This is a genomic window from Primorskyibacter marinus, assembly GCF_003313245.1.
Taxonomy (GTDB): domain Bacteria; phylum Pseudomonadota; class Alphaproteobacteria; order Rhodobacterales; family Rhodobacteraceae; genus Primorskyibacter; species Primorskyibacter marinus.
Genome location: NZ_QJSD01000003.1, coordinates 112,773 through 138,532 on the forward strand (window position 1 = coordinate 112,773; position 25,760 = coordinate 138,532).

The 25,760-nt window shown below is 60.6% G+C and carries 27 protein-coding genes; 20 read left to right on the top strand and 7 right to left on the bottom strand.

Going from position 1 to position 25,760, the window contains the following annotated elements:
• Positions 1–259: 259 nt before the first annotated feature.
• Positions 260–1,234, bottom strand: coding sequence for a DUF2125 domain-containing protein (locus tag DMZ65_RS07320; RefSeq protein WP_116598417.1), 975 nt, complete (start codon positions 1,232–1,234; stop codon positions 260–262).
• A 66-nt stretch (positions 1,235–1,300) separates the two neighbouring features.
• Between DMZ65_RS07320 and DMZ65_RS07325 the strand changes: the two genes are divergently transcribed.
• The 3 genes from DMZ65_RS07325 to DMZ65_RS07335 all read left to right on the top strand — a co-directional run bounded on the left by DMZ65_RS07325 (position 1,301) and on the right by DMZ65_RS07335 (position 5,802).
• Positions 1,301–1,828: a gamma-glutamylcyclotransferase gene (locus DMZ65_RS07325; protein ID WP_116598418.1), complete on the top strand. Its 528-nt coding sequence runs from the start codon at positions 1,301–1,303 to the stop codon at positions 1,826–1,828.
• A gap of 77 nt (positions 1,829–1,905) precedes the next feature.
• Entirely contained in the window at positions 1,906–3,144 is a 1,239-nt protein-coding gene (locus DMZ65_RS07330; protein WP_232824922.1) for a biopolymer transporter ExbB, read from the top strand.
• Positions 3,145–3,147: 3 nt separating this feature from the next.
• The gene (locus tag DMZ65_RS07335; protein ID WP_116598260.1) at positions 3,148–5,802 is read left to right on the top strand and encodes a peptidoglycan -binding protein; all 2,655 of its coding nucleotides are present in this window, start codon (positions 3,148–3,150) and stop codon (positions 5,800–5,802) included.
• A gap of 56 nt (positions 5,803–5,858) precedes the next feature.
• Here DMZ65_RS07335 and DMZ65_RS07340 read toward each other — a convergent pair whose 3' ends face one another.
• Complete coding sequence (locus DMZ65_RS07340; protein WP_116598261.1) at positions 5,859–6,455, bottom strand: FMN-dependent NADH-azoreductase; 597 nt, start codon at positions 6,453–6,455, stop codon at positions 5,859–5,861.
• 119 nt (positions 6,456–6,574) lie between these two features.
• On the opposite strand from DMZ65_RS07340, the gene DMZ65_RS07345 reads away from it, so the two are divergent.
• Entirely contained in the window at positions 6,575–7,453 is an 879-nt protein-coding gene (locus tag DMZ65_RS07345) for a LysR family transcriptional regulator (RefSeq protein WP_116598262.1), read from the top strand.
• On the top strand, positions 7,453–8,352 hold the full coding sequence (locus DMZ65_RS07350) for a DMT family transporter (RefSeq protein WP_116598419.1): 900 nt from the start codon (positions 7,453–7,455) through the stop codon (positions 8,350–8,352). The genes DMZ65_RS07345 and DMZ65_RS07350 overlap by 1 nt, the downstream gene beginning before the upstream one ends.
• 3 nt (positions 8,353–8,355) lie before the next feature.
• Here DMZ65_RS07350 and DMZ65_RS07355 read toward each other — a convergent pair whose 3' ends face one another.
• Positions 8,356–8,691, bottom strand: a complete 336-nt coding sequence (locus DMZ65_RS07355; RefSeq protein WP_116598420.1) for an ArsR/SmtB family transcription factor — start codon at positions 8,689–8,691, stop codon at positions 8,356–8,358.
• A gap of 426 nt (positions 8,692–9,117) precedes the next feature.
• Here DMZ65_RS07355 and DMZ65_RS07360 point away from each other — a divergent pair, with 426 nt between their 5' ends.
• The 6 genes from DMZ65_RS07360 (at position 9,118) to DMZ65_RS07385 (ending at position 12,515) form a co-directional block, all read left to right on the top strand.
• Positions 9,118–9,567, top strand: a complete 450-nt coding sequence (locus DMZ65_RS07360) for an OmpA family protein (RefSeq protein ID WP_232824923.1) — start codon at positions 9,118–9,120, stop codon at positions 9,565–9,567.
• 335 nt (positions 9,568–9,902) lie between these two features.
• Positions 9,903–10,244 (top strand): AtpZ/AtpI family protein, encoded by a 342-nt coding sequence (locus DMZ65_RS07365; protein ID WP_116598264.1) that lies wholly within the window; start codon positions 9,903–9,905, stop codon positions 10,242–10,244.
• Positions 10,234–10,989 carry a F0F1 ATP synthase subunit A gene (locus DMZ65_RS07370; RefSeq protein WP_116598265.1) on the top strand — a complete coding sequence of 252 codons (756 nt, stop codon included), beginning with the start codon at positions 10,234–10,236 and terminating at the stop codon, positions 10,987–10,989. The genes DMZ65_RS07365 and DMZ65_RS07370 overlap by 11 nt, the downstream gene beginning before the upstream one ends.
• A gap of 78 nt (positions 10,990–11,067) precedes the next feature.
• The gene (locus tag DMZ65_RS07375) at positions 11,068–11,292 is read left to right on the top strand and encodes a F0F1 ATP synthase subunit C (protein WP_084351458.1); all 225 of its coding nucleotides are present in this window, start codon (positions 11,068–11,070) and stop codon (positions 11,290–11,292) included.
• An 87-nt stretch (positions 11,293–11,379) separates the two neighbouring features.
• Positions 11,380–11,949, top strand: coding sequence for a F0F1 ATP synthase subunit B' (locus DMZ65_RS07380; protein ID WP_116598266.1), 570 nt, complete (start codon positions 11,380–11,382; stop codon positions 11,947–11,949).
• Positions 11,950–11,954: 5 nt separating this feature from the next.
• Positions 11,955–12,515 (top strand): F0F1 ATP synthase subunit B, encoded by a 561-nt coding sequence (locus tag DMZ65_RS07385; protein ID WP_084351463.1) that lies wholly within the window; start codon positions 11,955–11,957, stop codon positions 12,513–12,515.
• A gap of 88 nt (positions 12,516–12,603) precedes the next feature.
• On the opposite strand, the gene DMZ65_RS07390 is transcribed toward DMZ65_RS07385, so the two are convergent.
• Genes DMZ65_RS07390 through DMZ65_RS07400 form a run of 3 tightly spaced genes read right to left on the bottom strand, consistent with a single transcriptional unit; the run spans position 12,604 to position 15,598 of the window.
• Positions 12,604–13,248, bottom strand: coding sequence for a GntR family transcriptional regulator (locus tag DMZ65_RS07390; RefSeq protein ID WP_198662644.1), 645 nt, complete (start codon positions 13,246–13,248; stop codon positions 12,604–12,606).
• Positions 13,245–14,405 (bottom strand): acetylornithine deacetylase, encoded by a 1,161-nt coding sequence (gene argE, locus DMZ65_RS07395; RefSeq protein WP_116598268.1) that lies wholly within the window; start codon positions 14,403–14,405, stop codon positions 13,245–13,247. Before argE ends, DMZ65_RS07390 begins: the two co-directional genes overlap by 4 nt.
• Entirely contained in the window at positions 14,402–15,598 is a 1,197-nt protein-coding gene (locus DMZ65_RS07400; protein ID WP_116598421.1) for a M24 family metallopeptidase, read from the bottom strand. The genes argE and DMZ65_RS07400 overlap by 4 nt, the downstream gene beginning before the upstream one ends.
• A 397-nt stretch (positions 15,599–15,995) precedes the next feature.
• On the opposite strand from DMZ65_RS07400, the gene DMZ65_RS07405 reads away from it, so the two are divergent.
• The 4 genes from DMZ65_RS07405 to DMZ65_RS07420 all read left to right on the top strand — a co-directional run bounded on the left by DMZ65_RS07405 (position 15,996) and on the right by DMZ65_RS07420 (position 21,276).
• Positions 15,996–17,099, top strand: coding sequence for an ABC transporter ATP-binding protein (locus tag DMZ65_RS07405; protein ID WP_116598422.1), 1,104 nt, complete (start codon positions 15,996–15,998; stop codon positions 17,097–17,099).
• Between the two features lie 109 nt (positions 17,100–17,208).
• Positions 17,209–18,324 (top strand): extracellular solute-binding protein, encoded by a 1,116-nt coding sequence (locus DMZ65_RS07410; RefSeq protein WP_084351474.1) that lies wholly within the window; start codon positions 17,209–17,211, stop codon positions 18,322–18,324.
• Between the two features lie 88 nt (positions 18,325–18,412).
• Positions 18,413–20,092 carry an ABC transporter permease gene (locus DMZ65_RS07415; protein WP_116598269.1) on the top strand — a complete coding sequence of 560 codons (1,680 nt, stop codon included), beginning with the start codon at positions 18,413–18,415 and terminating at the stop codon, positions 20,090–20,092.
• A gap of 5 nt (positions 20,093–20,097) precedes the next feature.
• Positions 20,098–21,276 carry an ABC transporter permease gene (locus tag DMZ65_RS07420; protein WP_116598270.1) on the top strand — a complete coding sequence of 393 codons (1,179 nt, stop codon included), beginning with the start codon at positions 20,098–20,100 and terminating at the stop codon, positions 21,274–21,276.
• 109 nt (positions 21,277–21,385) lie between these two features.
• On the opposite strand, the gene DMZ65_RS07425 is transcribed toward DMZ65_RS07420, so the two are convergent.
• On the bottom strand, positions 21,386–22,255 hold the full coding sequence (locus DMZ65_RS07425) for a branched-chain amino acid aminotransferase (RefSeq protein ID WP_116598271.1): 870 nt from the start codon (positions 22,253–22,255) through the stop codon (positions 21,386–21,388).
• 164 nt (positions 22,256–22,419) lie between these two features.
• Between DMZ65_RS07425 and DMZ65_RS07430 the strand changes: the two genes are divergently transcribed.
• The 5 genes from DMZ65_RS07430 to DMZ65_RS07450 are packed head-to-tail and all read left to right on the top strand — an operon-like array spanning position 22,420 to position 25,755.
• Positions 22,420–22,932, top strand: coding sequence for a MarR family winged helix-turn-helix transcriptional regulator (locus tag DMZ65_RS07430; protein WP_116598272.1), 513 nt, complete (start codon positions 22,420–22,422; stop codon positions 22,930–22,932).
• On the top strand, positions 22,929–23,630 hold the full coding sequence (locus DMZ65_RS07435; protein WP_116598273.1) for a response regulator: 702 nt from the start codon (positions 22,929–22,931) through the stop codon (positions 23,628–23,630). The genes DMZ65_RS07430 and DMZ65_RS07435 overlap by 4 nt, the downstream gene beginning before the upstream one ends.
• Positions 23,631–23,671: 41 nt before the next feature.
• Positions 23,672–24,598: a histone deacetylase family protein gene (locus DMZ65_RS07440; protein ID WP_116598274.1), complete on the top strand. Its 927-nt coding sequence runs from the start codon at positions 23,672–23,674 to the stop codon at positions 24,596–24,598.
• Positions 24,595–24,837: an exodeoxyribonuclease VII small subunit gene (locus DMZ65_RS07445; RefSeq protein ID WP_116598275.1), complete on the top strand. Its 243-nt coding sequence runs from the start codon at positions 24,595–24,597 to the stop codon at positions 24,835–24,837. Before DMZ65_RS07440 ends, DMZ65_RS07445 begins: the two co-directional genes overlap by 4 nt.
• Positions 24,838–25,755: a polyprenyl synthetase family protein gene (locus tag DMZ65_RS07450; RefSeq protein ID WP_116598276.1), complete on the top strand. Its 918-nt coding sequence runs from the start codon at positions 24,838–24,840 to the stop codon at positions 25,753–25,755.
• Positions 25,756–25,760: the final 5 nt, after the last annotated feature.

The following is a 25,760-nucleotide window of genomic DNA, read 5'->3' on the forward strand; positions in this document are numbered from 1 at the left end:
TTTCGTGCAAGGTTCAAGAGGGGCATGTCTGGGAGTTGTTTGCCGGATGGGTTTGCGTTGACAGCTTGCGGTTCGCCATCGCCCCGGACTTGATCCGGGGCCTTGCGGACGGCCCTTGGAGTGTCGCGATCGAGCTTCAAGACGAACCTCGTTGGGTCGTCTTATAGGCCGAATAACGCGGGTGGAGGGACGTGCAAAACCAGGGGCGTTGGGCATTGTTGCAGCACGACAGGGTTGCTTGACAGCAATGGTGCTGGAGCTAAGGAAGCCTTGGAGCCGAACCGAGGGGGATCATTCCGAGCCAGGTTCGCCCGCGCTTGAAATCAAGCGTAAGATCCAATGTATTTTTATTGCCCGAAAGGTTGGAGGCCAGATCCAAAGCCTGTTCCAGCATTCCGGCAACCCCCTGCGGTAGAGTTCCCGATATCGACGAAAGGCGCATCATCTCGCGCCAGTTGACGGCGCGCACCGTCATCTGGCCATCAAGGTGGCCCGATGCGGTGACGTCGGCCGCGCCTGCCAGTTTCAGCTCCAGCCCACCCCAGATCGCCTCGGCAAGACGCAGGTCCAGACGGGTGGGGCGAGGCGGGCTGGCTTCAAGCGTCGTCAGGCCCAGCGGAGCGTTCAACGCAACGGTCAGGTCTGCACGCAGCGCCGACAGGCTGTCGGGTAGGGGCAGGTCTGCGGGAAGCGGGCCGCCGGGGGCATAGCCCGTTGCCGAGGCGGTGATCCGGTAAAGCTCGGGGCCTGTATCTGCCAGTGCGATGTTCAGCGCGGCCATGGCCGCCGCACCTTGGTCGGAAGTGAGGTTCAGCACCTCTGCCTCGAAATTGGCACGGGACAGGCTTTGTGCCGCGTCGCCCTCCAGAATGACGCTGGCGCGCATTCTGTCGCTGTCTATGGTCCAGTCGGTTCCCGAGAGCGTGAGCGTCTGGCTGTGCGGCCAGACCAGGATGGCATGGTCGGGTTTGTAGCTGAGCATCAGGACCTGAAACAGGGGCGCGCGCCAGACCGTGCCGTTTTCGGGATTGGCCAGCGTGAGCCCGGTAAAGGTGGCATCCAGCCGGTTGGGGAAGCCGCGGACCTGAAGGCTTTGATACTCGGCGGCCCAGCCATCGGCGCGGCGGGCTTCAAACCAGCCTTCCAGCGCGGCCTTGTGTTTATGGGCGGCGTAGAACCACCATCCCGACCATGCCAGCCCGGCAACGAGCACCGCGATCACCAAGCGTTTCATTGCCATCCCCTTTTCAGCCCGTCCGGAATGGTGTTTACAGCCGTTATGCCACAAGGACCAGATGACATGTCGCTATGGGTTTTCGCCTACGGATCGCTGCTTTGGAACCCCGGATTCAAGGTTCTGCGCCAGGAACCTGCGACGCTACCGGGCTATTCACGCAGCTTTTGCATGCGTTCCATACACCACCGCGGCACCGAAAAGGACCCCGGTCTGGTGCTGGCGCTGGACGAGACGACGGGCGCGGCCTGTTCGGGTGTTGCCTTGCAGGCGGGCGGCGACCATGACGCAGTTTTGGCCTATTTGCGGGAGCGGGAGTTGGTATCTTCCGCCTATTTGGAAAAAGTGCTGGAAGTGCAACTTCCCGGCGGCCAGCAGGTGACGGCAGTGACCTATGTGATCGATCCCGATCATGTGCAATATTGCGGTGCTCTGCCGTTGGAAGAACAGGCGCAGATCATCGCGCGCGCGGTCGGCGGGCGGGGGCCCAACAGCGAATATCTGTACAACACGGCCCGCCATCTGGACGAGATCGGCATTCGCGATGCAGAACTGCAATGGCTATCGGATCGCGTCAGGGTGCTATGTGGATAACCGCTTGGCTTGCAGGGGTATCCGCACTACGGTCTGGCCGATAAAAGCGTTGTAGAACAAAGGCAGGAACCGCCCAGATGAAGCAGCCGGACCTGGAGGCACAGGCACATTTCTCGCAGCCCGTCCGGCAGGTGATCCTGATGCTTGTGGTTCTGGGGCTGACCGGGGCAGGGGCGTTTCTTGCGTTGCCGCGGGTTCTGCCGGTATTCCAGTCGAACCTCTATCTGAACGGCTTTATCCTGTTTGTCTTTGGCCTGGGCGTGCTGGCGTGTTTCTGGCAGGTCGGACAGCTTGTCAACTCGGTCCGCTGGATCGAGGAGTTTGTTTCCGAGCGCGAGTCGCGCAAAGCCCCACTGTTGCTGGCACCATTGGCCACGCTGCTGCGGATGCGCGGGCGGCGGATGCAAATCAACACAACCTCAACACGCTCTATCCTGGATTCGGTTGCCACCCGCATCGACGAGGCGCGCGAAATAACGCGCTATATCGTCAGCCTGCTGATCTTTCTGGGGCTTCTGGGCACGTTCTACGGGCTTGCGACCACCGTGCCCGCGCTAGTTGACACCATTCGTTCGCTTGTGCCGCAAGAGGGCGAAAGCGGCGCGGACCTGTTTTCGCGGCTGATGAACGGACTGGAATCGCAGCTGGGCGGCATGGGCGTGGCGTTTGCCTCGTCGCTGCTGGGGCTTGCAGGATCGCTGGTGGTGGGCTTGCTGGAATTGTTCGCGGGTCACGGGCAGAACAGGTTCTACCGCGAGCTTGAGGAATGGCTGTCGTCGATCACCCGGCTTGGCTTCGCCTCGGGCGACAGCGACAGCGACGGCGAAGGTGCCGGAACATCGGCTGGCGGCGCTTACGCACTCGACCAGATCGCGGACCAGATGCTGGGCTTGCAAGAGATGTTCGCGGCCTCCAACGAGAGCCGCTCCGAGGTTGACGACAAGTTGGGACGGCTGGTGGATGCGGTGGAACGCATGACCGAACGTGTCGAAGCGTCAAGCCCGTCGACCACAGCGCTGCTGCGGGTCGCCGAGGGACAGGAAAGGCTGGTCGAAGCCATGCACGGACAAGGTGTCAGCGAAGGTCTGGATGCCGAAAGCCGGATGCGCCTACGCTCGATCGACGTGCAGATGCTGCGCATCCTTGAGGAAATCGCCGCCGGACGTCAGGAAAGTATGGCCGAGTTTCGCACCGATCTCGCAGGGCTGAATCGTACTTTGCAGCAGTTGGTCGCCCCGAAAGCCGATCCTGTTCAGGCCCGGTTCCGGCCCACGGACCCGGTGCCCAAACCGCGTGGCGGCACGGAGGAGAACTGATCCATGGCCCTTTCGCGTCGCACCGGACAGCGGTTTCAGGCCTCGATCTGGCCGGGATTCGTGGATGCGATGACGGGTTTGTTGCTGGTTCTGATGTTCGTTCTGACGATCTTTATGGTCGTACAATTCGTGCTGCGCGAAACCATAAGCGGTCAGGAGACGCAGCTTGACTCGCTGTCGTCCGAAGTGGCGGAACTGGCCCGCGCGCTGGGGCTGGAACGACAGACCACCAGCCGGTTGCAGGCCGATATCGGGTTGCTTTCGTCAACGCTGACCGATGCCGAAACCCGTGCCGAGGAGCAAGCCGCCCTGATCGCGTCCCTGACCAGCGAACGGGACGCGCAGGATGCGGCGCTGACACAGGCGCAGGGCCGGATCAGCAGCTTTGAGGCACAGGTTGCATCGCTGATCGCTGCGCGCGACGACGCGTTGGCAAATGTCTCGCAGCTTCAGGGCGATCGCGACGCGCTACAGGCAGAGCGTGCGGAGCTGCTAACTGCGCAGGAACAATTGAACCTTGCCCTTGCGACGGCGCGCGATGAGATCGACACGCAAGCCGAGGAAGCCCGCCTTGCGGCCGCCCGCCGAGAAGCGTTGCAGGCGCTGGTGGAAGATTTGCGGGCGCAGAATGCCGATGCCGCGCAGAGCAACGCCGCCTTGACCGCACGCTCTGAAGAGTTGCAGCAAGCACTGACCGAAGAAGAGGCGCAGCGACTGGCAGAGGCAGAGGCCGCCGCCGCCCTGCGCGCCCGGTTGGAAACCGCCGATGCAGAGTTAAGTGCGATGACGCTGGCATTGGAACAGCAACGCCAGAAGGCTGAAGATACGTTGACCCTGCTGGCGGCGTCCCGCAAGGCCAAAGAGGATCTGAACGTCCAGCTTGCCGCCGCCTTGCTGGAGGGCGAGGACGCGGCATCACAGTTGCGCGCGCAGACGCAGACGCAATCCGAAACGCAGGCCGCGATGGACGCACAGGCCGCCCGCGCTGCCGAACTTGCACAAAGCATCGAAGAGGCAGAGACGCAACTGGCTGACGAGCGTCAGGCCAATGCAGACATGCGGGCCGCATTGGCCGAAGCCCAAAGCGCGGGCGATGACGCCCGGTCGCGTCTGACGGAATTGCAAACCGCGCTGGCCGAGGCGTTGTTGCGCGCGGATGGCGCGCGGGACGAGCTTCAGCGTCTGGCGGATGTCGAGGCGCAAAACCGGCAACTGACGGCGCAGGTCGAAACGCTGACCGACCGCGACGCCCGCCGCGACACGATGGTCGGCGATCTGCGTGCCCGCATTGCCGAGGCCGAAAGCGCGCTGGCCTCTGCCCGGCAGACTGCGCTGGATCAAAGCGCGGCACAGGACGCGCAGGCCGAGGATATGCGCAGCCGACTGGCAGAGGCCTTGGCCCGGTTGGAGGCTGCAACCCGCGAAACCCAGACCCAGACAGCGCGCGCCGCAGAGGCGGAGGCTGCGCGGGATACTGCCCTAGCGGCGCAGGAGGCGTCAGCCGCGGATCTTGACCAGACCAATGCCGCGCTTGAGCGTGCGCAACAGGATCTGGCGGCCTTGCGCGACGGGCTGAAGACCACGGAATCCGAACTGATGGCCGAGAAGGCAGAGCTTGAAACCGCGCTGGCGCAGGCTTTGGGAGATGCGGCCACGCTGAAGACCCGGCTTGACGAGACCCGGGCCGCACTGTTTCGTGCCGAGGCGGATGCTTTGGCGCGGGCCGAAACGCTCGAAGATGACAACCGGACGTTGGAGGAACGCCTTGCCGCCGCGCTGGCCGCCAAGCTGACCGTCGAACAGACTGCCGCCGAAACCCGCGAGAAACTGGCTGCAGCGTTGGCGCAGAAACGTGCGGCAGAGCAGACCCTGAATGTTGAAATGACCGAGGCCGAAACCCGCGCGCAGCTATTGGCCACGGCCAAGCAGGAACTGGCCGATGAGCAACAGCGGGCGTCGCAGGCCACCCGTCGGACCGAAGCACTGTCCCAACAATTGACCGCCCTGCGCGACCAACTGGGGCGTCTGCAAACGATCATCGACGAGGCGAAAGATCGTGACGTTGCCTCGCAGGTGCAGATCCAGAATCTGGGGGCGGAACTCAATACCGCGCTGGCGCGGGCCGCGGCCGAACAAAAACGCCGGGCGGAACTGGAAGCCGCCGAACGTGCGCGCTTGCAAGCCGAGGCCGAGAACCTTGAACGCTATCGCTCGGAATTTTTCGGTCGGCTGCGCGACCTTCTGGACAATACCGAAGGCGTACGGATCGAGGGCGACCGGTTTGTGTTTTCATCCGAGGTGTTGTTCGCGCTTGGCCAGGCGGATCTTTCGCAAACGGGAGAGCAGGAAATTGCCAAGGTTGCCCAGATCCTGCGCGGCGTCTCGGATCAGATTCCGGACAGCATCGACTGGGTGATCCGCGTCGATGGCCATACCGATGACGTGCCGCTGCGTCCGGGGGCCGCCTTTGCCGACAACTGGGAGCTTAGTCAGGCGCGGGCGCTGTCGGTGGTCAAATACATGATCGATGTGCTTGGCATTCCGCCGGATCGGCTGGCTGCCAACGGGTTTGGTCAGTTCCAGCCGGTCGAGGATGCGGATACGCCACAGGCGCGGGCACGCAACCGCCGGATCGAAATGAAGCTGACAGAGAAATAGCCGCCAAACAGACAGCGCGCCGGGCAGCGATCTGCCCGGCGCGCCGATTGTATGGGTCAGGCTGCGATGGCCGCAACGCCCTCATTCGCCGCTTTCAACGAGCTGTCGGCATCAAGCGCGTAATGATCGGAGGCGACGAACTGCACATCGGTGATGCCAAAGAAGCCAAGCATGTGCCGGACATATGCCGATGCGAAATCGATGTCGGACCCCAATCGCGTGCCGTTGGAGCTGAAGGCGATAATGGCGCGGGTGTTTTTGACCAGGCCTTCCGGGCCGGTTTCGGAATATCGGAACGTCTCGCCGGCGCGGGCCATCTGGTCGAGCCATGTCTTTAGCTGTGCCGGGGCGGCGAAGTTGTAGATCGGCAGGCCGATCAAAATTGTATCGGCATCCTTGATTTCGGCAATCAACGTGTCGGAAAGCGCCACGGTTTCAGCCTGCGCCGGGCTGCGTTCATCAACCGGCGTGGCGAAAGACCCCAGCCAATGAGCATCCGTCGGGGGCAGCGGATTGGCCCCCAGATCACGGGTCACGACCTCTGTATCCTTGTAGGACGATTTCAGCCGGGCGAGAATATCGTCGGTCAACTGCCGGGAAATAGAGCCTTCGGATTTTATGCTGGAGTCGATGCGGAGTATTTTATGTGTCATGGGGTGGCCTTTGCGGAATGAATCACGAATTGCCTCATAAATAGACCTTGCAAAAACAAACTCAATCCCATCATATGCGCAGCACCTGTGAGCAGGCGCACAGATAAAAAAGGTTTGCAATGGAAAACTGGGATGAAATCCGGACGGCCTATCAGGTGGCGCGTTTGGGCACTGTCAGCGGGGCCGCAGAGGTGTTGGGCGTGCATCATGCGACCGTGATCCGACATATCGATGCGCTGGAAACCCGCATCGGGGTCAAGCTGTTTCAACGACATGCGCGGGGCTATACCGCCACAGAGGCGGGGCAGGATCTGGCCCGCGTGGCGCAGGCGACCGACGACCAGCTCAGCCAGCTTGCAGGCCGGATCAAGGGCCGTGGTGCCGAGGTTTCGGGAGAGCTTGTCGTCACCTCATTGGTTGGCTTCTCTGCCCTGATGACCCCGGTGATCGCTGACTTTCAACGCGCCTATCCGGATGTCACCGTGCGCTACCTGACCGGAGAGCGGCTGTTCCGGCTGGAATATGGCGAGGCCCATGTCGCCGTGCGCGCCGGGCGGGCACCCGACCAGCCGGATAATGTCGTCCAGCCGTTCTGTTCCGTAGTACACGGCCTGTTTGCGAGCCGTGACTATGTCTCGCGTCATGGACAGCCCTCCGGGACAGACGATTTTGCGGGCCATCGGTTTGTGGCCTTCGACGATCTGGATGTGCGGGCCGGATTCCAGCAATGGCTGCGTCAGCATGTGACGACGGATCAAATCGCGTTTCGGTCCAATGAAAAACGCGCCATGGATGCGGCGATCCACGCAGGTATCGGCATCGGTTTTCTGGATACGTCCAAAGCCGGGAATGATGACAACCTGGTCGAGATCATGCCACCCCAGGAAAGCTGGGCCTCGGCGCTTTGGCTGGTCACGCATGTGGATCTGCATCGCACGGCCAAGGTGCAGGCGTTCCTGGGCTTTCTCAAAGACTATGCCGCGGGCGCCAAGCGATGATGACCCGTGCCGCACAAGGGCATCTGGCGATGCTGGGATTCTCGGCGCTGGTCGCGGGGTCTTTTTCGCTGGGCAGCCTGGTGGCCAATGAGATCGCGCCTGCTGCCTTGAACACGGTGCGGTTCTTCATTGCCGGGGCGGCGCTAGGTGCAGTGGTGTTTGCCACCGGTGGAATCCCCAGAATGGCGCTTCGCGCGCCGTGGCGGTATCTGGTGCTTGGCGGGCTGTTCGCGTTCTACTTTGTGATGATGTTCGAAGGGCTGAAGACCGCAAACCCGGTCAGCACTTCGGCGGTCTTTACGCTTAATCCGCTGATGTCGGCCATATTTGGCTGGCTTATATTGCGGCAGGTAACGACGCCACGCATGGCGCTGGCGCTGGCCATCGGGGCTGCGGGGGCGCTTTGGGTGGTGTTTCGGGCAGATCTGGACAGGTTGCTGGCGTTCGAGGTCGGACAGGGCGAGTTGATCTTCTTTGTCGGCAGCATCGCGCACGCTCTTTATACGCCGATGGTCCGGCTGCTGAACCGCGGTGAATCCGCGTTTGTTTTTTCGTTCTGCACGGTTGCCGCAGGATTTTTCATGGTCAGCATCTGGGGATGGCGCGACATCCTTGCAACCGACTGGCTGGCACTGCCTTGGCTGGTCTGGTTCACGATCTTCTATGTGGCGATCGCCGCCAGTGCGCTGACTTTCCTGTTGTTGCAATTTGCGGCGCTCAGGCTGCCCTCGGCCAAGGTGTTGGCCTATACCTATCTCACGCCCAGTTGGGTGCTGCTGTGGGAATTGGGGCTGGGCCACGGCATTCCTCCCGCGCTGGTGATCTGCGGGGTCGGGTTGACAATCCTGGCGCTGGTTTTGCTTCTCAAGGACGAAGAGAGGGTGCCGCTCAGGGTTTGACGTTCAGGCCGTGTCCTCACCGTCAATCTCGCTGGCCAGAAACCGCTCGAACGCCTCCAGATTGACCGGCTCGAACTGGCCAAAGCCCTGCATCCAGACGCTTGCTTCGCGAAGTGCGTCCGGCTCCAGCTTGCACCATTTTACCCGGCCGCGCTTTTCCTGGGAAATCAGGCCCGCGCGGGTGAGGATGGCCAGATGCTTGGAAATCGCCGCGAGGCTGATCTCGAACGGCTCGGCCACATCCGTCACCGCCATGTCATCCTCCAGCAGCAACGACAGGATCGCGCGACGGGTTGGATCGGCCAGGGCCGCAAAGACGGTATCGAGATCAGTAACCATCCCCGCATAAGCCGACATCGCCCAAGCCGCGTCAAGGCGGTGATGATGCGCGGAGCGGCCAGAAAGTTCCATGCGATTTTGCACGCAGATCAGCATAGGCGAAGATTGGCCGCAAAAGCATCGACCCAAAAGCGAATTTGCGCCGATGTTGCGCGGTGCGCGGAACATTGACCTTTCCGGCGGAGTTTCTCCTACAGTAGCGTGGTAGCAAGCGTTCCAGCACTGACGTCGCGCGCAAGAGCCTCTGGCGCTGCGCTTTGTTGGTGCGGGGCGACTTTTGCCGCCGATGGGTGATCCGCAAGAGGCGGACTGGAAACATAGCATCGAATGGAGACTTTCATGTACAAACATTTTTTAGGATGCGCGACTGCCGCCGGACTTGGTTTGCTTACTGCCGGGGGGGCTGCGGCGCAGACCCAATGCGGTGTGATCCTTTTTTTCGCCAGCGGTCAGACAGCGTTGTCCGGCGCTGAACAGACAGCACTGGCGGCAAATATCGCTGCCAATCCCGGCGCGTATTCCTTGGTCGGATACACAGACTCCACAGGATCTGCCGCCGCGAACGCATCGGTATCGCAGCGTCGCGCCGAGAGCGTTGCTTCGATCGTCAGTGCCGTATCCGGTTCGAGCGTGACGAGCGCTACAGGAGAGGGCGAGGCGACTCGTCCCGGAACGACCGGCCCCGCAGACCCCCGCAACCGGCGCGTTGAGGTCATCAAGGATGGCTGTGTCGGTCCGGGTGCGCCCCAAACTGCTGGTGACGCGAGCGCAGGGCTGGGCGTCGCTGCCACTGTTGGCGCGTTGGGCGTGTTGGCCGTAATGACCGACGACGATTCGTCCTCGGGCAGCACATCGGGCACGGGCGGTGTAAACTAGTCTTGCGCGACTTCGTGCCTGCCTGACCGCCCGCTCCAGACCGGGCTTGGTCATGCAGAGCGAAAAGATCCGGGACACGCTGGTCGCGTCCCGGATTTTTTGTGTGTCGTGATGACATGCAGGGCCAATTTGTCACTCAACCATCTGGTTGAATGACGCCAGACGGGCCCGCAGCAGCAAACGGGCAGTGTGACAGGTTGTCCTTTGGTGGTGGATGGGTCAATAATATCATTATTTATCAACGCCGTATAGGCGCGTCGGCGCGGTGCCAAGGGCGCTTGACTCACTGACCCCCTCGACATAGCAACAGCGCAACCGATTGAAGGGGCACAGGTGTGACCGATCCCGATCAGACACGGCGTCTTGCCGAGCTGGAAAAGCGGATCGAGGCGGCGAAATCCGCCAAGGCACCAAAGCCTCATCAGGAAGAACACTACAGTCAGGCCAATATCGCCTGGCGCATGGTGATCGAACTTGTTGCCGGTCTTGGGATCGGTTTCGGCATCGGATACGGGCTGGACCATCTGTTTGGGACATCCCCGTTCCTCATGGTGCTGTTTGTAATGCTGGGCCTTGCCGCGGGCGTGAAGACGATGCTTCGCACAGCGCAGGAGATCCAGAAAAACACTGAGGCCGAACAGGCCCGCGACGACGAGAGGATAGAGGATGGCGACTGAAGCGCAGGGCGAAGAGGGCGGTCTGGTTTTCCACCCGATGGATCAGTTCATCGTCAAGCCGCTGTTCGGCGATGGCGCTGTGGGCATGTTCACCATCACCAACGTGACGCTTTGGATGGCGATTGCCGTTCTGGCAATCGTCGGCCTGATGGTTCTGGCAACCTCGCGCCGTGGTGTGATTCCGTCGCGCGGGCAGTCGATTGCAGAGCTTGCCTACGGTTTTGTCTACAAGATGGTCGAAGACGTGGCTGGCAAGGATGGCGTCAAGTTCTTCCCCTATATCATGACCCTGTTCATGTTCATCGTGACCGCCAACTTCCTTGGTCTGGTGCCAATGGCCTTCACCACGACTTCGCATTTCGCTGTGACCGGCGTGCTGGCGCTGCTGGTGTTCTTCACCGTGACAATCGTGGGCTTCGTCAAGCACGGCACAACCTTCCTGGGTCTGTTCTGGGTCGCTTCGGCCCCGCTGGCGCTGCGCCCGGTTCTGGCGATCATCGAGGTGATTTCCTACTTCGTGCGCCCGGTCAGCCACTCCATTCGTCTTGGTGGCAACCTGATGGCCGGTCACGCGGTGGTCAAGGTGTTCGCAGGCTTCGCCGCAATCGCAGTTGTCAGCCCGCTTTCGGTGGTCGCGATCACCGCCATGTACGGCCTGGAACTGCTGGTGGCCTTCATTCAGGCCTATGTCTTCACGATCCTGACCTGCGTGTACCTCAAGGATGCGCTGCACCCGTCACACTAACGACCGTGGTGGCGGGACAGCCCGCCCTACGCCCGACACTCTGACAATACTCAACTTCCAATCGTAAGGAGAATTCACATGGAAGGCGATCTCGCACATATCGGCGCAGGCCTGGCAGCAATCGGTTCCGGCGCAGCCGCTATCGGTGTTGGTAACGTGGCTGGCAACTTCCTGTCCGGCGCCCTGCGCAACCCGTCGGCAGCCGCTGGCCAGACAGCAACGCTGTTCATCGGTATCGCGTTTGCAGAAGCTCTGGGGATCTTCTCGTTCCTCGTCGCTCTGCTGCTGATGTTCGCAGTCTAAACCGCACGGATCTGATCCTTACGAGCGGGCGGAGCCACCACGCGTGGGCCGCCCGTTGTAGCGAAATTTCCGACGGAGGACGGTGACATGGCAACCGAAACGCATGAGGCCGTAGGCGAGGGCCTTGCGGACGCCACCGGGGTTGCGGCGCATGGCGCCGATGCCGCTCCGGGGATGCCGCAACTCGACTTCTCGACCTTCAGCAACCAGATCTTCTGGCTGATGGTCACGCTGGTCGTAATCTATTTTGTCCTCTCGCGCATTGCGTTGCCACGCATTGCCGCGGTTCTGGCGGAACGTCAGGGGGCAATCACGAATGACCTTACCGCGGCGGAGGATCTGAAACGTCAGGCCGTCGAGGCCGAGGACGCCTATAACAAGGCCTTGGCCGACGCCCGCGCCGAGGCGCAGAAAATCGTAGCCGAAGCCAAGGAAGAGATTCAGGCAGAGTTGGACGCGCAAATTGCCAAGGCCGACGCTGAGATCGCTGCCAAATCTGCCGAGTCGGAAAAGGCAATCGCCGAGATCCGCGCCACGGCGATGGAAAATGTCGAGGTTGTCGCAAAGGACACCGCAGGCGAGATCGTGCGTGCACTGGGTGGCAAGGCGGATGCCTCCACCGTGGATGCCGCCGTCAACAACCGGATCAAGGGGTAAGAGACATGCGCAAGCTGACACTGACTGCCCTTCTGGGACTGACCGCTGCTCCGGCACATGCCGCGACGGGGCCGTTCTTCTCGCTTCACAACACGGATTTTGTCGTGTTGCTGGCCTTCCTGCTTTTCCTCATCGTGCTGGTCTATTTCAAAGTCCCGTCGATGCTGGGCGGTATGCTGGACAAGCGCGCCGAGGGCATCCGCGACGATCTGGACGAAGCCCGCGCCTTGCGTGAAGAAGCGCAGACCTTGCTGGCCTCATACGAGCGCAAGCAACGCGAAGTGCAGGATCAGGCCGATCGTATCGTTGCCCACGCCCGCACCGAAGCAGAGCTTGCGGCGGAACAGGCCAAGGTCGATCTGGAAAAATCCATCGCCCGCCGTCTGCACGCTGCCGAAGAGCAGATCACCTCTGCCCAGGCGGCTGCCGTGAAGGATGTGCGCGACAAGGCAATCACCATTGCCGTTGCTGCGGCGCGCGATGTGATCGCCAAGCAGATGTCCGAAGCAGACAGCAAAAAGCTGATCGACGATTCCATCAGCGTTGTTGGGCAAAAGCTGCATTGAACGGACGCTTCACGCTGACAAAGATTGTGACAAGGCCCGCCTCATAGCGGGCCTTTTCGCGTTCTCACCATGGGATGTGAGTGATGGGTCAGAAGCCGCCAAGCCGCTTGAAGCTCATCGAGATATGGGCGCGCCGCAAAAGTGCTACGGCCCGAAGGTCGCCTGTGCTCAATGCCGTATGGATCTGCCAGATTTCGGCCGCGAAAATCTGGACCTCTGACAGCAGATCCAGATCCGGGATCGCGAGCAGCCAGATACGCGCTGTCTGGTAATACAGCCGGTCTGACACCTCACACAGCGCGGCGTTGCTTGTCAGGCTTGTCAGGAATTGATGCAGATGCATGTTCAGGACCGCAAAGGCGCGCGGGTCCGGCGTTGCAACCAGCGCCTCGGCCTGACGGCAAAGCGCATCAAGATGTTGCAGGTCGGCGGGCTGCACGGGGCGGGGTGAAAGCTGTCCTGCCAACTGCGCCAGTTCCATCCGCAATTCGTAGGTTTGGGCCATTGTCCGAATATCGGCATCGGTCACGATGGTGCCGATCCCGTGTCTGGTCTGGACCAGCCCTTCGTCTTCCAGCCGGGCCAATACACGCCTGACCGGGGTTCGGGAGGTCTTGAACTCTGTCGCCAGTTCGGCCTCTGACAGACGGGTGCCGGGCGTGTAGTCCAGAAGGCAAATTCGGTCGCGAAGGGCCGCGTGCAGGCGTGTGAACCGTTCCGATGCCTCGGTCACGCGGCGCAGCTTTCGCCAAGGCGCTCCAACATGGCCAGGCATTGCGATAGCTGGTCGAGGGCAACAAATTCATCGGGTTTATGGGCCTGTGCAATAGAGCCCGGCCCACAAATCACCACCGACATGCCCAGCGATTGAAACAGCCCTGCTTCGGTGCCGAAGGACACGACATCGGCGCTGTTGATCCCGGTCAGTTCGGCGATCAGGTGCCGCGCGGCGTTGTCGTCCACCGGCGCTAATCCCACGACCTCGCCCACCGTTTCGGTCGAGATGTCGGCATCCGGCCAGATCCGCCGCATTTCCGGCAGCAACTCCTTGGCCACCAGATCATGCAGCGCCTGTTTGACGAAGGCGGCATCCGCATCCCGCACCGGGCGCATCTCCCATTCCAGCTCGGCCTTGCCGGGGATGACGTTATGCGCGACACCGCCTGACAGACGCCCGACATTTACCGTGGACCAAGGCGGATCATAGCGGCTGGACGCAGGCGCGCGGGCGCGCAGTTCATCGGCCAACTGCATCAACCGCGTAACGTAGCGCACTGCGTATAACACCGCATTCACGCCGCGGTCGGGGGCGGAGCCGTGGCCCTCAAGTCCTGTGAACCGGGTGGTGTATTCGCAGCAGCCTTTGTGACCCTCGATCACACCCATCATCGTCGGTTCGCCCACGATGGCGACGGATGGCAGGGCGTCACGGCCACGCAGAACCTCGACCAGCGATTGCGCACCAAGGCACCCAACCTCTTCGTCATGGGTAAAGGCGAAATGGATCGGGCGGCGCAGATTGCGCGCCGCAAAGGACGGTGCCAGTGCCAGTGTGGCGGCGATGAAGCCCTTCATGTCGCAGGCACCGCGCCCAAAGAGGTGCCCATCCTTTTCCCACATGTCCCACGGATCGCCTGACCAGTCCTGATCGGTGACGGGGACCACATCGGAATGGCCCGACAGCACGACGCCGCCGCCGATATCAGGTCCGAGCGTGGCAAACAGGTTGCATTTGTGGCCCGTCTCGTCGTGCATCAGATCGACCCGCGCGCCAAATGCCTCCAACCGGTTGGCCATATAGGCCATCATGTCGAGGTTGCTGTCGCAAGAGACGGTCGGAAAGCCGATCAGGTCGCGCAGGATAAGTTGGGTGTGGGCGAGGTTATTCATGGTTTGACATATAGTTTGCGTGGTCGGTTGCAGAAGGTCTCGGCCGGGCCGTTATCGCGGATCAGGATCGACTCGGTGATCTCCAGCCCCCAATCCTCCATCCACAGGCCGGGCATGAAGTGGAATGTCATGCCTGCTTGCAAAACGGTTTCGTCTTCGGCCCGCAGCGAAATTGTGCGCTCGCCCCAGTCGGGCGGGTAGCTGAGGCCAATCGGATAGCCGCATCGGGCGCTGCGCGCGATCCCCGCGCGGTCCAGGGGGGCGGCAAGTGCCGCGGCGATGTCGCTGGCGCGGGCCCCGGGGCGCGCGACGTCCAGCCCGGCTTCCAAACCTTCGACCAATGCGGCCTCGGCCCGCAGGATGGTATCATCGGGTTGACCTAGAAAGATCGTCCGGCAGAACGGCGCGTGGTAGCGCCGATAGCAGCCGGAAATTTCAAAAAAGGTCGCCTCGCCATTGGCAAATGGACGCCCGTCCCATGTCAGGTGCGGGGCGGCGGCATCCGACCCGGAAGGCAGCAGCGGCACAATTGCCGGATAGTCGCCCCAATGCCCGTCGATACCGTGCAGCGCGTCACGGTACACCCCGGCCACGATCTCGTTCTTGGGGATGCCGGGTTCGACACGTTCCACCAGCCCGTCGATGATCTTTTCGGAAATCGCGGCGGCGCGGCGCATGAACAGGATCTCTTCGTCGGACTTGATGCCGCGTTCCCAATTCACCATCGCTGTTGCGTCAACCAGTGTCGCCTTTGGCATTGCGGCACTCAGCGCTGCGTGAGCCTTGGCGGAATAATAATAATTCTCCATTTCCACGCCGAGGCGCGCCCTTTCCAGACCGATATAGACCAGTCGTTCGGCAAGATCGTCCATCGGGTGGATCTCGGTGGATTGCACAAAACTGTCGGCATAGCCCCAGACGCGTTCGTCGGCCATCCAGACAGTCCGAACCGCGCCGTTGCTGTCCTGCCGTCGGCCCCACCAGACCGGATCAAAGTCGTGTTGAATGACGACGCCTTGATGCACATAGAATGACCAACCGTCATACCCGGTCAACCAAGCCATATTCGAAGGATCCGTGATCAGCAGCGCGTCCAATCCCGCACGGTCCATCGCGGCGCGCGTCTGGGCCAGACGCCGACCGTATTCCGCGGCGGTGAAGGGAAGTTCTTTGTGAAAACGGTGAAATGCCATTGCGGTGTCCATAGCCTGAGGTTTCACAAGTTTGCCGTACATGTACACAACCCCGATCATCCAAAAACGACATGAGGCTTCGAATTTGGCGGATTCGTGTTAAAATTTGCGCAAATCCACAAGCAAATTCAGGGTGTGCGCCTTTAAGTTGTGCGCATCAACTGAAGAATTGTGATTCTCGGACTGCCCTGCGGACAAACACGGCCAAAGATCGTCCGCCAATCGCAGAAATACGCCATGAATTGCGTACAAAACACGCAGAATCGGCCTGAATTGCGTAAGACTGACATACGCTTAGCCTATTTCCAGCCAAAGCAGTTGCAACGAAAGGCCTTAGCGGGTTTAGTTGAGGGAAGATAAAGCGGAACGAACCGCGAAAAAATATGGGGAGCCAAGTTTGGTTGATACAGCGAGCCGCGAGGCGTTCGTAGAATTTGAACGAGTGCAGAAGAGCTATGACGGCGAGACGCTCGTCGTCAAGGATCTGAACCTGGCTTTGCCCAAAGGCGAATTTCTTACAATGCTCGGGCCATCCGGGTCCGGCAAGACGACCTGTCTGATGATGCTGGCGGGGTTTGAAACCGCAACCCACGGCGATATTCGTCTGGACGGTGTGGCCATCAACAACATTCCGCCGCACAAACGCGGCATTGGCATGGTCTTTCAGAACTACGCGCTGTTCCCGCATATGACCGTCGCCGAGAACCTGTCCTTTCCGCTGGAGGTGCGCAAGATCGGCAAATCCGACCGCGAGAAAAAGGTCAAACGCGCACTGGAGATGGTGCAGATGGGCGACTTCGGGGGGCGCCGTCCGGCGCAGCTTTCAGGCGGTCAGCAGCAACGGATCGCTCTGGCGCGTGCGCTTGTCTTTGAGGCAGAGTTGGTCCTGATGGACGAACCGCTTGGCGCGCTGGACAAGCAATTGCGCGAACATATGCAATTCGAGATCAAGCGCATCGCGGACGATTTGGGCATCACGGTCGTTTATGTGACGCATGACCAGACCGAGGCGCTGACCATGTCGGACCGCGTTGCGGTGTTCAACGATGGCAAGATCCAGCAACTTGCGCCGCCCGACACGCTGTATGAAGCGCCGGAAAACAGCTTCGTCGCGCAGTTTATCGGCGAGAACAACACGCTTGAGGGCAAGGTTCGGGAAATCACCAACGGTGTTGCGCTGGTTGAACTGGATAATGGCGATCTGATCGACGCCAAGCCGATCAACGTATCACAGCCCGGCGAACGCACCCGCGTCTCGATCCGTCCCGAACGTGTCGAGTTCAATCTCGACCGGCTGGAAGAAGGCTCGCACACGTTGAAGGCCGAGGTGCAGGAATTCATCTATATGGGTGACATTTTCCGGACCCGCCTGAAGGTTGCGGGCAAGGATGATTTCATCATCAAGACACGGAACGCGCCCGATCAGGTTCGCCTGAAACCGGGCGAGGTCGTCGAGATTGGCTGGCAGGCAGAAGACTGCCGCGCGCTCGACGCGAACTAGGGCTGACAATCGCCGGAGACACCGCATTGGCGTGTCCGGCTGGTCCGGGGCCGGCTGTTGCCCGAGCACGAGCCCCCCCTTTACGAATTGGGCAAACTGGGAGATTCTAATGAAACTGACGAAAACCCTACTGGCAACTTCGGCACTTACTGTTGCCGCTGGTGCGGCATTTGCTGAAAGCCACATGGCCAGTGAAATGACACTCGTGTCCTGGGGCGGAGCCTACCAGAATTCGCAGCAAAAGGCCTATTCAGAGCCTTACATGGAAATGCATCCTGACGTTTCGATCGTTTGGGACGAAAGCTCCAACGAGGCCGTCGCCAAGCTGCGCGCGATGAATGAAGCCGGTAACGTGACCTGGGATCTGGTCGATGTGACAGCGGGCGACGCAATTCGCCTGTGCGACGAAGGCCTGGCGATGGAGTACGATCCCGAGGAACTGCTGGCCGCCGCACCCGATGGCACCAGCGCCGAGGACGATTTCGGCGACCTGCTGGTCAGCGATTGCTTCATCCCGCAGATCGTCTATTCGACCACTTTCGGATATCGCACCGATATGGTGCCCGAGGGCGTCGAGCCGCCGAATGACATTTGCGACGTGTTCGATCTGGAAACCTATCCCGGCAAGCGGTCGCTGGAAAAGCGTCCGATCAACACGATGGAATGGGCGCTGCTGTGCGACGGTGTGGCCAAGGACGACATCTATGACGTGCTGGAAACCGACGAAGGTCAGGACCAGGCGCTGGCCAAGCTGGACACGATCAAGGATCAGGTGATCTGGTGGTCGGCTGGTGCCGACACGCCGCAGCTTCTGGCAGATGGCGAGATTTTCATGGGTTCGACCTATAACGGTCGTCTGTTCAGCGTGATCGAAGAGCAGGACCAGCCGGTTGCCATGATGTGGGACGCGCAGGTCTACGATCTTGACGGTTGGATCATTCCCGCCGGGCTGCCCGAGGAACGTCTGGCCCGTGTGAAGGACTTCTTGAAGTTCGCGACGGACACTCAGCGTCTGGCGGATCAGGCCAAGTACATCTCTTACGGTCCGGCGCGCGCGTCTTCGGCTCCGCTCGTGGGTCAGCATGCCGAATTGGGCATCGACATGGCACCGCATATGCCGACGGATCCGGCCAACTCCGAGAACACGTTCCTTCAGAACTATTCATGGTGGGCTGACTACCGCGACGATATCGACGCGAAATTCCAGGCATGGCTGGCGCAATAAGCCGCCTGTAATACGGAAAGAGGCCGCGTGCCGGCCTCTTTCACGCCATTCGTTTTGACCTTTGATAACAAAAAACAACGGGGACGATATGAGCAACGCGAGCGAAGCACCGACGCCGGATGACGGGCTCAAATTGACCGACAGCGAAAACACCGGCCCCGTACTTGCCGCCGATGGTACGCCGCTGAAGCGCAGCCTTGGGCGCGCCTTGCGCAGACAAAAGCTCCGGGCGCTGATGTTGATAGCGCCGCTGCTGATATTTGTCCTTTTGACCTTTATCGCGCCGATCGCGGATATGCTGTTCAGGTCCGTCGAGAACCAGATCGTCAGTGAAACACTGCCGCGCACCGTCGTGGCGCTGGACGATTGGGACAGCACGACCGGCGATCTGCCCTCCGAGGCAGTTTATGAAGCCGCCTATTATGACATTTTCATTGCCGCCGAACGCAAGTTGCACACGCGATTGGGGTCGCGTCTGAACTATGAACTCACCGGCGCATCGTCGTTGTTTCGAAAATCCGGTCGCGGGTTGGACGATCTTGGCGAAGTCTACCAGGATCAATTCGAGGATCTGAACGAGGCCTGGGAGGACGGTGAAACCTGGGCGCTGCTGATGGGGTCTGGCGATTGGCAGGACAAGGCTTACGCATGGGAGAAAAGTTCCGGCGATCTCGCACCGAAATTGGAACTGCGCGAGGGTATTGAAGAACTGCTGCCGAAAACCGCCGCAGCCTATAGCAGTTTTGCAAACTTCGTCCGGGTAGATGACGGCGACAATCCGGCGACCGAGGATCCCTGGTCACTGGTCTACACGGCCTTTTGGCAAGACTTGACCGGCGGAGCGAATGTTGCCTCCTACTCTGGTCCAGAGGCGGAATTGCTTATGGAAGCCGCAAATGCGGCGAGTGGGTTCGAGTCCACGACATTCGCTGAGGGGTTCGCGGATATCGACAAAGATTGGGCAAGCACGCCAATCTGGCAGACGATCAAGACCTACTCGCCCAAATATACTTCCGGGTATTTTCTCAACTCCGTCGATATGCAAAAGACCCCGGACGGGCCAGAACTGCGCGACGCGAATGAGCGGATCTATGGCATCCTGTTCAAACGCACGATGTTCATGTCAATGGTCATCACGATCAGCTGCATCATGCTGGGATATCCGGTCGCCTGGATCCTGGCGAACCTGCCTGCGCGCACCGCCAACCTGCTGATGATCCTCGTGTTGCTGCCATTCTGGACCTCACTACTGGTGCGAACGTCGGCGTGGAAGGTGATGCTGCAACAACAGGGCGTAATTAACGATGTCCTTGTGTGGTTGGGGCTGGTCGGTGACGGGGATCGACTGGTGATGATCAACAACCAGTTCGGCACGATCGTGGCGATGACGCATATCCTGCTGCCCTTCATGATCCTGCCACTGTATTCGGTGATGCAGACCATTCCGCCAAGCTATCTGCGCGCGGCAAAATCACTGGGGGCAACAAACTGGACGGCTTTCTGGCGGGTGTATTTCCCGCAATCTGTGCCGGGTATTGGCGCGGGTTCGATCCTCGTGTTCATCCTGTCCATCGGTTACTACATCACGCCCGAGATTGTCGGCGGCACGACGGGTACGTTTATCTCGAACCGGATCGCCTATCACATCTCGTCCTCGCTCAACTGGGGTTTGGCGGCAGCGTTGGGAACCATTCTGCTGGCGGTCGTGATGATCCTTTATTGGGCCTATGACAAGATTGTCGGCATCGACAACGTGAAACTGGGGTAGAAACAATGGCTGCACTTACACCGATTTCACGCAAACCCCTGTCCTTCGTGGCACCTGTCATGGCGGCGGCGGGGGCGTTCTTCGGCATCTTCGTCGGCACGGCGAACGGATCGACCCTGCTGGGGTTCCTGATCGGCGGCGTCCTTCTTGCCGCCATCGCGGTTGTCATCATGAAGATGGATCTGCCGGAAAAACCGGTGCGGTGGGCACTGATAGTTGTCTTTGCCGTGCTGGGGTTCTTCCTTGCGGGTATTCCAAGCGCCGTGCTTGGCGGGCTTTTCGGCTGGTTTACCGGCTGGTTTGCCTACTGGCTGTACGAAGGCCGGTATCGCGCCAAGATTGCACCCTATCTGACCCCCGGACAGGTGTTGTGGCATTTCGCTTTCCGCGTCATTTGCGGTGCGATCTTCTTCTTCCTGATCACGCCCATCGTGGTCGTCATGCCGCTGAGCTTCAATGCCGAGAGCTTCTTTACCTTCACGCCTGAAATGCTGCGCTTTGACCCCGAGGGTTATTCGCTGCGCCATTATCGCGATTTCTTCACCTCTGATGCCTGGCAGCAGGCGTTGTGGAATTCGGTGACGATTGCGCCAATGGCGACGATCCTTTCCGTGGGGTTTGGCACATTGGCGGCGATCGGCCTCAGCCAGCCGCATGTACCGTTCCGGCGCGCGATCATGGCAATCCTGATTTCACCGATGATCGTGCCTCTGATCATCTCGGCGGCGGGGATGTATTTCTTCTACTCGCGGATCGGGTTGCAGGGCACCTATCTGGGCGTCGTCCTGGCACATGCCGCGCTTGGCATTCCCTTCGTCATCATCACGGTCACTGCAACGCTGGTCGGTTTTGACAATTCCCTGACACGGGCGGCGGCAAATATGGGGGCCGATCCGGTCACGACCTTCTTTCGGGTGCAGATGCCGCTGATCCTGCCGGGTGTGATCTCGGGTGGGTTGTTCGCCTTCATCACCTCGTTCGATGAAGTTGTGGTGGTGCTGTTTGTCGGCTCGGCCAGTCAAAAAACCTTGCCGTGGCAGATGTTCATCGGGTTGCGAGAACAGATCTCGCCGACGATCCTTGCGGTGGCGACCATCCTTGTGGCGATCTCTATCTGCTTGTTGACGGTTGTTGAATTGCTGCGGCGGCGTTCCGAGCGCCTGCGCGGGATGAGCCCCGGCTAAGAGCGGATAATTTCAGACAACAAGGCGGGCGCATTTGGCACCCGCCTTGTTTTGTTTTCCACTCTCACATTGTGTGGCAGAGGCGCCGGGTCAAAGCCCGGCGCGGGTGTCAGCTTCGCACCAGCTTTTCGTAGCTTTCGGAGATGTCGCGCGCCATTGCGCCAACCTCGAAATTGTAATCGCCGATCTGTCCCACGGGCGTCACTTCGGCGGCGGTGCCGGTCAGCCAGCATTGCTCGAAGCTTTCCAGCTCTTCCGGCATGATGTGGCGTTCATGCACGGGGATCTGACGGTCCTTGAGCATGCCGACCACGGTTTGCCGCGTGATACCGTTCAGGAAACAATCGGGCAGGGGCGTGTGGACCTCACCGTCCTTGACGAAAAAGATGTTGGCCCCGGTCGCTTCGGCCACATAGCCGCGATAGTCGAACATCATCGCGTCCGAACAGCCCTTGGCCTCGGCCGCATGTTTGGACATCGTGCAGATCATGTAAAGACCGGCGGCCTTGGCATGGCTGGGAATGGTCTCGGGCGAGGGGCGTTTCCACTTGGAGATGTCGAGCTTGGCCCCCTTCATCTTCGCGTCACCATAATAGGCACCCCACTCCCACGCGGCGACTGCCATACGCACAGGGTTTCGCGACGACGCGACGCCCATATCTTCGCCAGCGCCGCGCCATGCGATGACCCGCACATAAGCGTCATCCCAGCCATTGGTCTTCAACACATCATATTTGGCCTGTTCGATCTCTTCGACCGAATAGGGGATCGGCATATCCAGAAGGCCGCCGGAGGTGTGCAGCCTTTCCGAATGCTTGACCGATTCGAAGATCTTGCCGTTGTAGCAACGTTCGCCTTCAAACACCGAGGACGCGTAATGCAGGCCGTGCGTCAGAATATGTACGTTGGCACCGCGCCAATCGACCAGTTTCCCATCCATCCAGATCTTGCCGTCACGATCATCATATGCTGCGGCCATAGCTTGCTCCCGCTTTACCTTTTCAAATATTGCGCAGATTGCGACCGATGCGGACGTAAAATTACGCGAAAACTGAGATTCGCTACCAGTTGGGGCTTGGAATGTCAATAAGGCTGACTTAAAATTGCCAGCAGGAAACGTGCCCTGAATGCCGGAGAACAGCCATGTCGGAAATACGAAATCTAGGCGGACAAGGGGGGGAGGCATTGCTTTATCTGACGGATGAGCAACTCCGTCAGGGCATTGAGGCGATGTTCTTCGCCTATCGGGGGTTCACAGCCGATCCTGATCGCATTTTGCAGGGAATGTCTTATGGGCGGGCGCATCATCGCGCATTGCATTTCATCCATTGCGCACCGGGAACAACGGTCAACAATCTGCTGAACATTCTTGGCGTGACCAAACAATCGCTCAACCGGGTGTTGCGCACGCTTATTGCCGACGGTCTTGTTGAAAGCCGCGTCGGGCGCATGGACAAGCGCGAACGCCACCTGCACCTGACCGAGCAGGGCAAGGCGTTGGAGCAGAAATTGTCCGATGCCCAACGCGCCCGGATGCGTGCTGCATATCGCGATGCCGGGCCAGCGGCGGTGGCAGGTTTCCGTCAGGTTCTTGAGGCGATGATGGACAGTGACATGCGTCACAACTACCGTGCGCTCAGGGAGGGACGCCTATGAGTGATCCGGACGCGCATCTGCTGATCGTCGATGATGACGAACGCATTCGCGGATTGTTGCAAAGATTCTTGGTCCGGCACGGCTTTCTCGTGACGGCCGCGCGCGATGCCGCGCATGCCCGGCGCGTCCTGTCGGGGCTGGAATTCGACCTGATCGTGCTGGATGTGATGATGCCGGGTGAGGATGGCGTCAGCCTGACGCGTGACCTGCGCAAGACGTCGCAGACGCCGATCCTGCTGCTGACCGCCAAGGCGGATACGGATGACCGGATCGCTGGCCTCGAAGCCGGGGCCGATGATTATCTGTCCAAACCGTTTGAGCCCAAGGAATTGTTGCTGCGGATCAATGCGATCCTGCGGCGGATGCCGGAAACCGAAGCCGATGCCAAGGCACCAAAACTGCTGACTCTCGGCCCTGTCCGCTATGACATCGAACGTGGCGAGATGTGGCGTGGCGAAGATCTGGTGCGCTTGACCGCGACCGAAGCCCAGTTGATGCGGATTTTCTCGGCCAGTCCGGGCGAGGCCGTCAGCCGTGCGCAACTGGTCGAGGATCTGGGGCGCGATCGCGACCAAAGCCAGGAACGCGCTGTGGATGTGCAGATCACCCGCTTGCGCCGCAAGATCGAGGCTGACCCGAAGCAACCGCGTTACCTTCAGACGGTGCGTGGTGCGGGCTATATGCTGGCACCCGACTGATCGCCGATCCCTTGTAAGTATATGAAAAAGCGGAGGATGCCTTGGCCACTGCCCTGATTACCCATGCGGCCTTTCTGGAGCATGTCACACCCGAAGGACACCCGGAGCGGGTGGCGCGGTTGGAGCATGTCCTGCACGCGCTTGAAGGGGTGGAGTTGCAGCGGGTGACCGCGCCGATGGCGGCAGAGGATGATCTGCTGCGCATCCACCCCAAGGCCTATCTGGAGGAACTGCGCGCCGCCGCCCCGGACAAAGGTCTTGCGCAACTGGACGGCGACACGTTCCTGTCGCCCGGATCGCTGGAGGCCGCGACGCGGGGCGCGGGGGCGGTTGTGCGGGCGGTGGACATGGTGCTGTCGGGCGAGGTGGCGAATGCCTTCTGCGCGATCCGGCCTCCCGGTCATCACGCGGAAAAAGACACCGCCATGGGGTTCTGTCTGTTCGGCAATGCTGCGCTGGCTGCGAAACATGCACTGGATCATCATGGACTGTCGCGTGTCGCGGTGGTGGATTTCGACGTGCATCATGGCAATGGCACGCAGGACGTGCTGTGGGATGAAAAGCGCGCATTGCTGATCACCAGTCAGCAAATGCCGCTTTGGCCAGGCTCTGGCAAGCCGGACGAAACCGGCGCGTTTGACAATGTGCTGAATGTCACGCTGGCCCCGGACACGGATGGCACCGTGATGCGCGCTGCTTACGAGTCGCAGGTCTTTCCCCGGCTGCGCGCCTTCAAGCCAGAGATGATCGTGATCTCGGCAGGGTTCGACGCCCATCGCGATGATCCTCTGGCGGGGCTGAATTGGGACACGGATGATTTCCGCTGGTTGACCCGGCAGCTTTGCGCAATCGCGGCAGAGCTTTGCGATGGCCGGGTGGTCTCGACACTGGAGGGCGGCTATGATCTTGAGGCGCTTGCGCAAAGCACCCGTGCGCATGTCGAGGAATTGCTGGAGGCAGGCAAATGAGCGAAACCCCTGTGAACGAAATGAGCTTTGAACAGGCAATGGCCGAGTTGGAGCAGGTCGTGGGCAAACTGGAACGCGGCGATGTCGCGCTGGAGGATTCCATCAAGCTGTACGAACGCGGTGCCGCGTTGAAAAAACGCTGCGAGACAAAGCTGAAAGAAGCCGAGGAAAAGGTCGCGGCCATCACGTTGAACGCCGATGGCCAGCCGACGGGAACGACGCCGGTCGAAGGGCTGTAGATGTCCGGGATACGCGCACCGGGGCAACAGGACCGCGTGCCGGACACTGGTTTACTTCCGTTCAACCCTGCTTTGACGCGCGCGGCGGAACTTGCGCAAACACAGATCGCCACATCCCTTTCGGGCCTCGACAGCGATGTGGTGCAGGCGATGCTTTATGCGGTCGAGGGCGGCAAGGCGCTGCGCGCGTTTCTTGTGGTCGAAGGTGCGCGCTTGCACGGCATGGACCGGCAGGATGCAGCACCGGCCGCCGCCGCGATAGAGGCGCTTCATGCCTATAGTCTTGTGCATGACGATCTGCCGTGCATGGATGATGACGACCTGCGCCGCGGCAAGCCCACCGTACACCGGAAATGGAACGACACCGTGGCCGTTCTGGCGGGCGATGCGTTGCAGGCGCTGGCGTTTCAACTGGCCGCGCAATCGCCCTGTCCGGCCGAGTCTCGCGTGGCTTTGATGCACGGGCTGGCCGTCGCGGCGGGTGCGCACGGGATGGTTGGCGGGCAGGCGATGGATATTGCCGCCGAGACCGCGAAGACGCCGCTGACCCTTGATCAAACCACGCAGTTGCAGGCAGGCAAAACCGGAGCCCTGATCACTTGGTCGGCCACTGCCGGACCGGTGATGGCCGGGGCCGCGCCTGACAAGCTGCGTATCTACGGAGAATGCCTTGGCCTTGCGTTCCAGATCGCCGATGACATTCTGGATGTGATCGGTGATGCGGCGACCGTCGGCAAGGCGGTGGGCAAGGATGCGGACCGGGGCAAGGCCACCTTTGTCAGCCATCTGGGTCTGGACGGGGCGAAACGCCGCGCGCAATCCCTCGTGACCGAGGCCAGCGATGCGCTATCTGTTTATGGTGCAGCGGCGGAATGCTTGCGGGAGGCCGCACGTTTCGTTATCTCGCGCAAGAATTGACACAA

Coding starts and splice junctions, on each gene's coding strand:
- DMZ65_RS07320 (WP_116598417.1), bottom strand. CDS start 1,234: ATGAAACGCTTGGTGATCGCGGTGCTCGTTGCCGGGCTGGCATGGTCG.
- DMZ65_RS07325 (WP_116598418.1), top strand. CDS start 1,301: ATGTCGCTATGGGTTTTCGCCTACGGATCGCTGCTTTGGAACCCCGGA.
- DMZ65_RS07330 (WP_232824922.1), top strand. CDS start 1,906: ATGAAGCAGCCGGACCTGGAGGCACAGGCACATTTCTCGCAGCCCGTC.
- DMZ65_RS07335 (WP_116598260.1), top strand. CDS start 3,148: ATGGCCCTTTCGCGTCGCACCGGACAGCGGTTTCAGGCCTCGATCTGG.
- DMZ65_RS07340 (WP_116598261.1), bottom strand. CDS start 6,455: ATGACACATAAAATACTCCGCATCGACTCCAGCATAAAATCCGAAGGC.
- DMZ65_RS07345 (WP_116598262.1), top strand. CDS start 6,575: ATGGAAAACTGGGATGAAATCCGGACGGCCTATCAGGTGGCGCGTTTG.
- DMZ65_RS07350 (WP_116598419.1), top strand. CDS start 7,453: ATGACCCGTGCCGCACAAGGGCATCTGGCGATGCTGGGATTCTCGGCG.
- DMZ65_RS07355 (WP_116598420.1), bottom strand. CDS start 8,691: ATGGTTACTGATCTCGATACCGTCTTTGCGGCCCTGGCCGATCCAACC.
- DMZ65_RS07370 (WP_116598265.1), top strand. CDS start 10,234: ATGGCGACTGAAGCGCAGGGCGAAGAGGGCGGTCTGGTTTTCCACCCG.
- DMZ65_RS07375 (WP_084351458.1), top strand. CDS start 11,068: ATGGAAGGCGATCTCGCACATATCGGCGCAGGCCTGGCAGCAATCGGT.
- DMZ65_RS07380 (WP_116598266.1), top strand. CDS start 11,380: ATGGCAACCGAAACGCATGAGGCCGTAGGCGAGGGCCTTGCGGACGCC.
- DMZ65_RS07385 (WP_084351463.1), top strand. CDS start 11,955: ATGCGCAAGCTGACACTGACTGCCCTTCTGGGACTGACCGCTGCTCCG.
- argE (WP_116598268.1), bottom strand. CDS start 14,405: ATGAATAACCTCGCCCACACCCAACTTATCCTGCGCGACCTGATCGGC.
- DMZ65_RS07400 (WP_116598421.1), bottom strand. CDS start 15,598: ATGGCATTTCACCGTTTTCACAAAGAACTTCCCTTCACCGCCGCGGAA.
- DMZ65_RS07410 (WP_084351474.1), top strand. CDS start 17,209: ATGAAACTGACGAAAACCCTACTGGCAACTTCGGCACTTACTGTTGCC.
- DMZ65_RS07415 (WP_116598269.1), top strand. CDS start 18,413: ATGAGCAACGCGAGCGAAGCACCGACGCCGGATGACGGGCTCAAATTG.
- DMZ65_RS07420 (WP_116598270.1), top strand. CDS start 20,098: ATGGCTGCACTTACACCGATTTCACGCAAACCCCTGTCCTTCGTGGCA.
- DMZ65_RS07425 (WP_116598271.1), bottom strand. CDS start 22,255: ATGGCCGCAGCATATGATGATCGTGACGGCAAGATCTGGATGGATGGG.
- DMZ65_RS07430 (WP_116598272.1), top strand. CDS start 22,420: ATGTCGGAAATACGAAATCTAGGCGGACAAGGGGGGGAGGCATTGCTT.
- DMZ65_RS07435 (WP_116598273.1), top strand. CDS start 22,929: ATGAGTGATCCGGACGCGCATCTGCTGATCGTCGATGATGACGAACGC.
- DMZ65_RS07445 (WP_116598275.1), top strand. CDS start 24,595: ATGAGCGAAACCCCTGTGAACGAAATGAGCTTTGAACAGGCAATGGCC.
- DMZ65_RS07450 (WP_116598276.1), top strand. CDS start 24,838: ATGTCCGGGATACGCGCACCGGGGCAACAGGACCGCGTGCCGGACACT.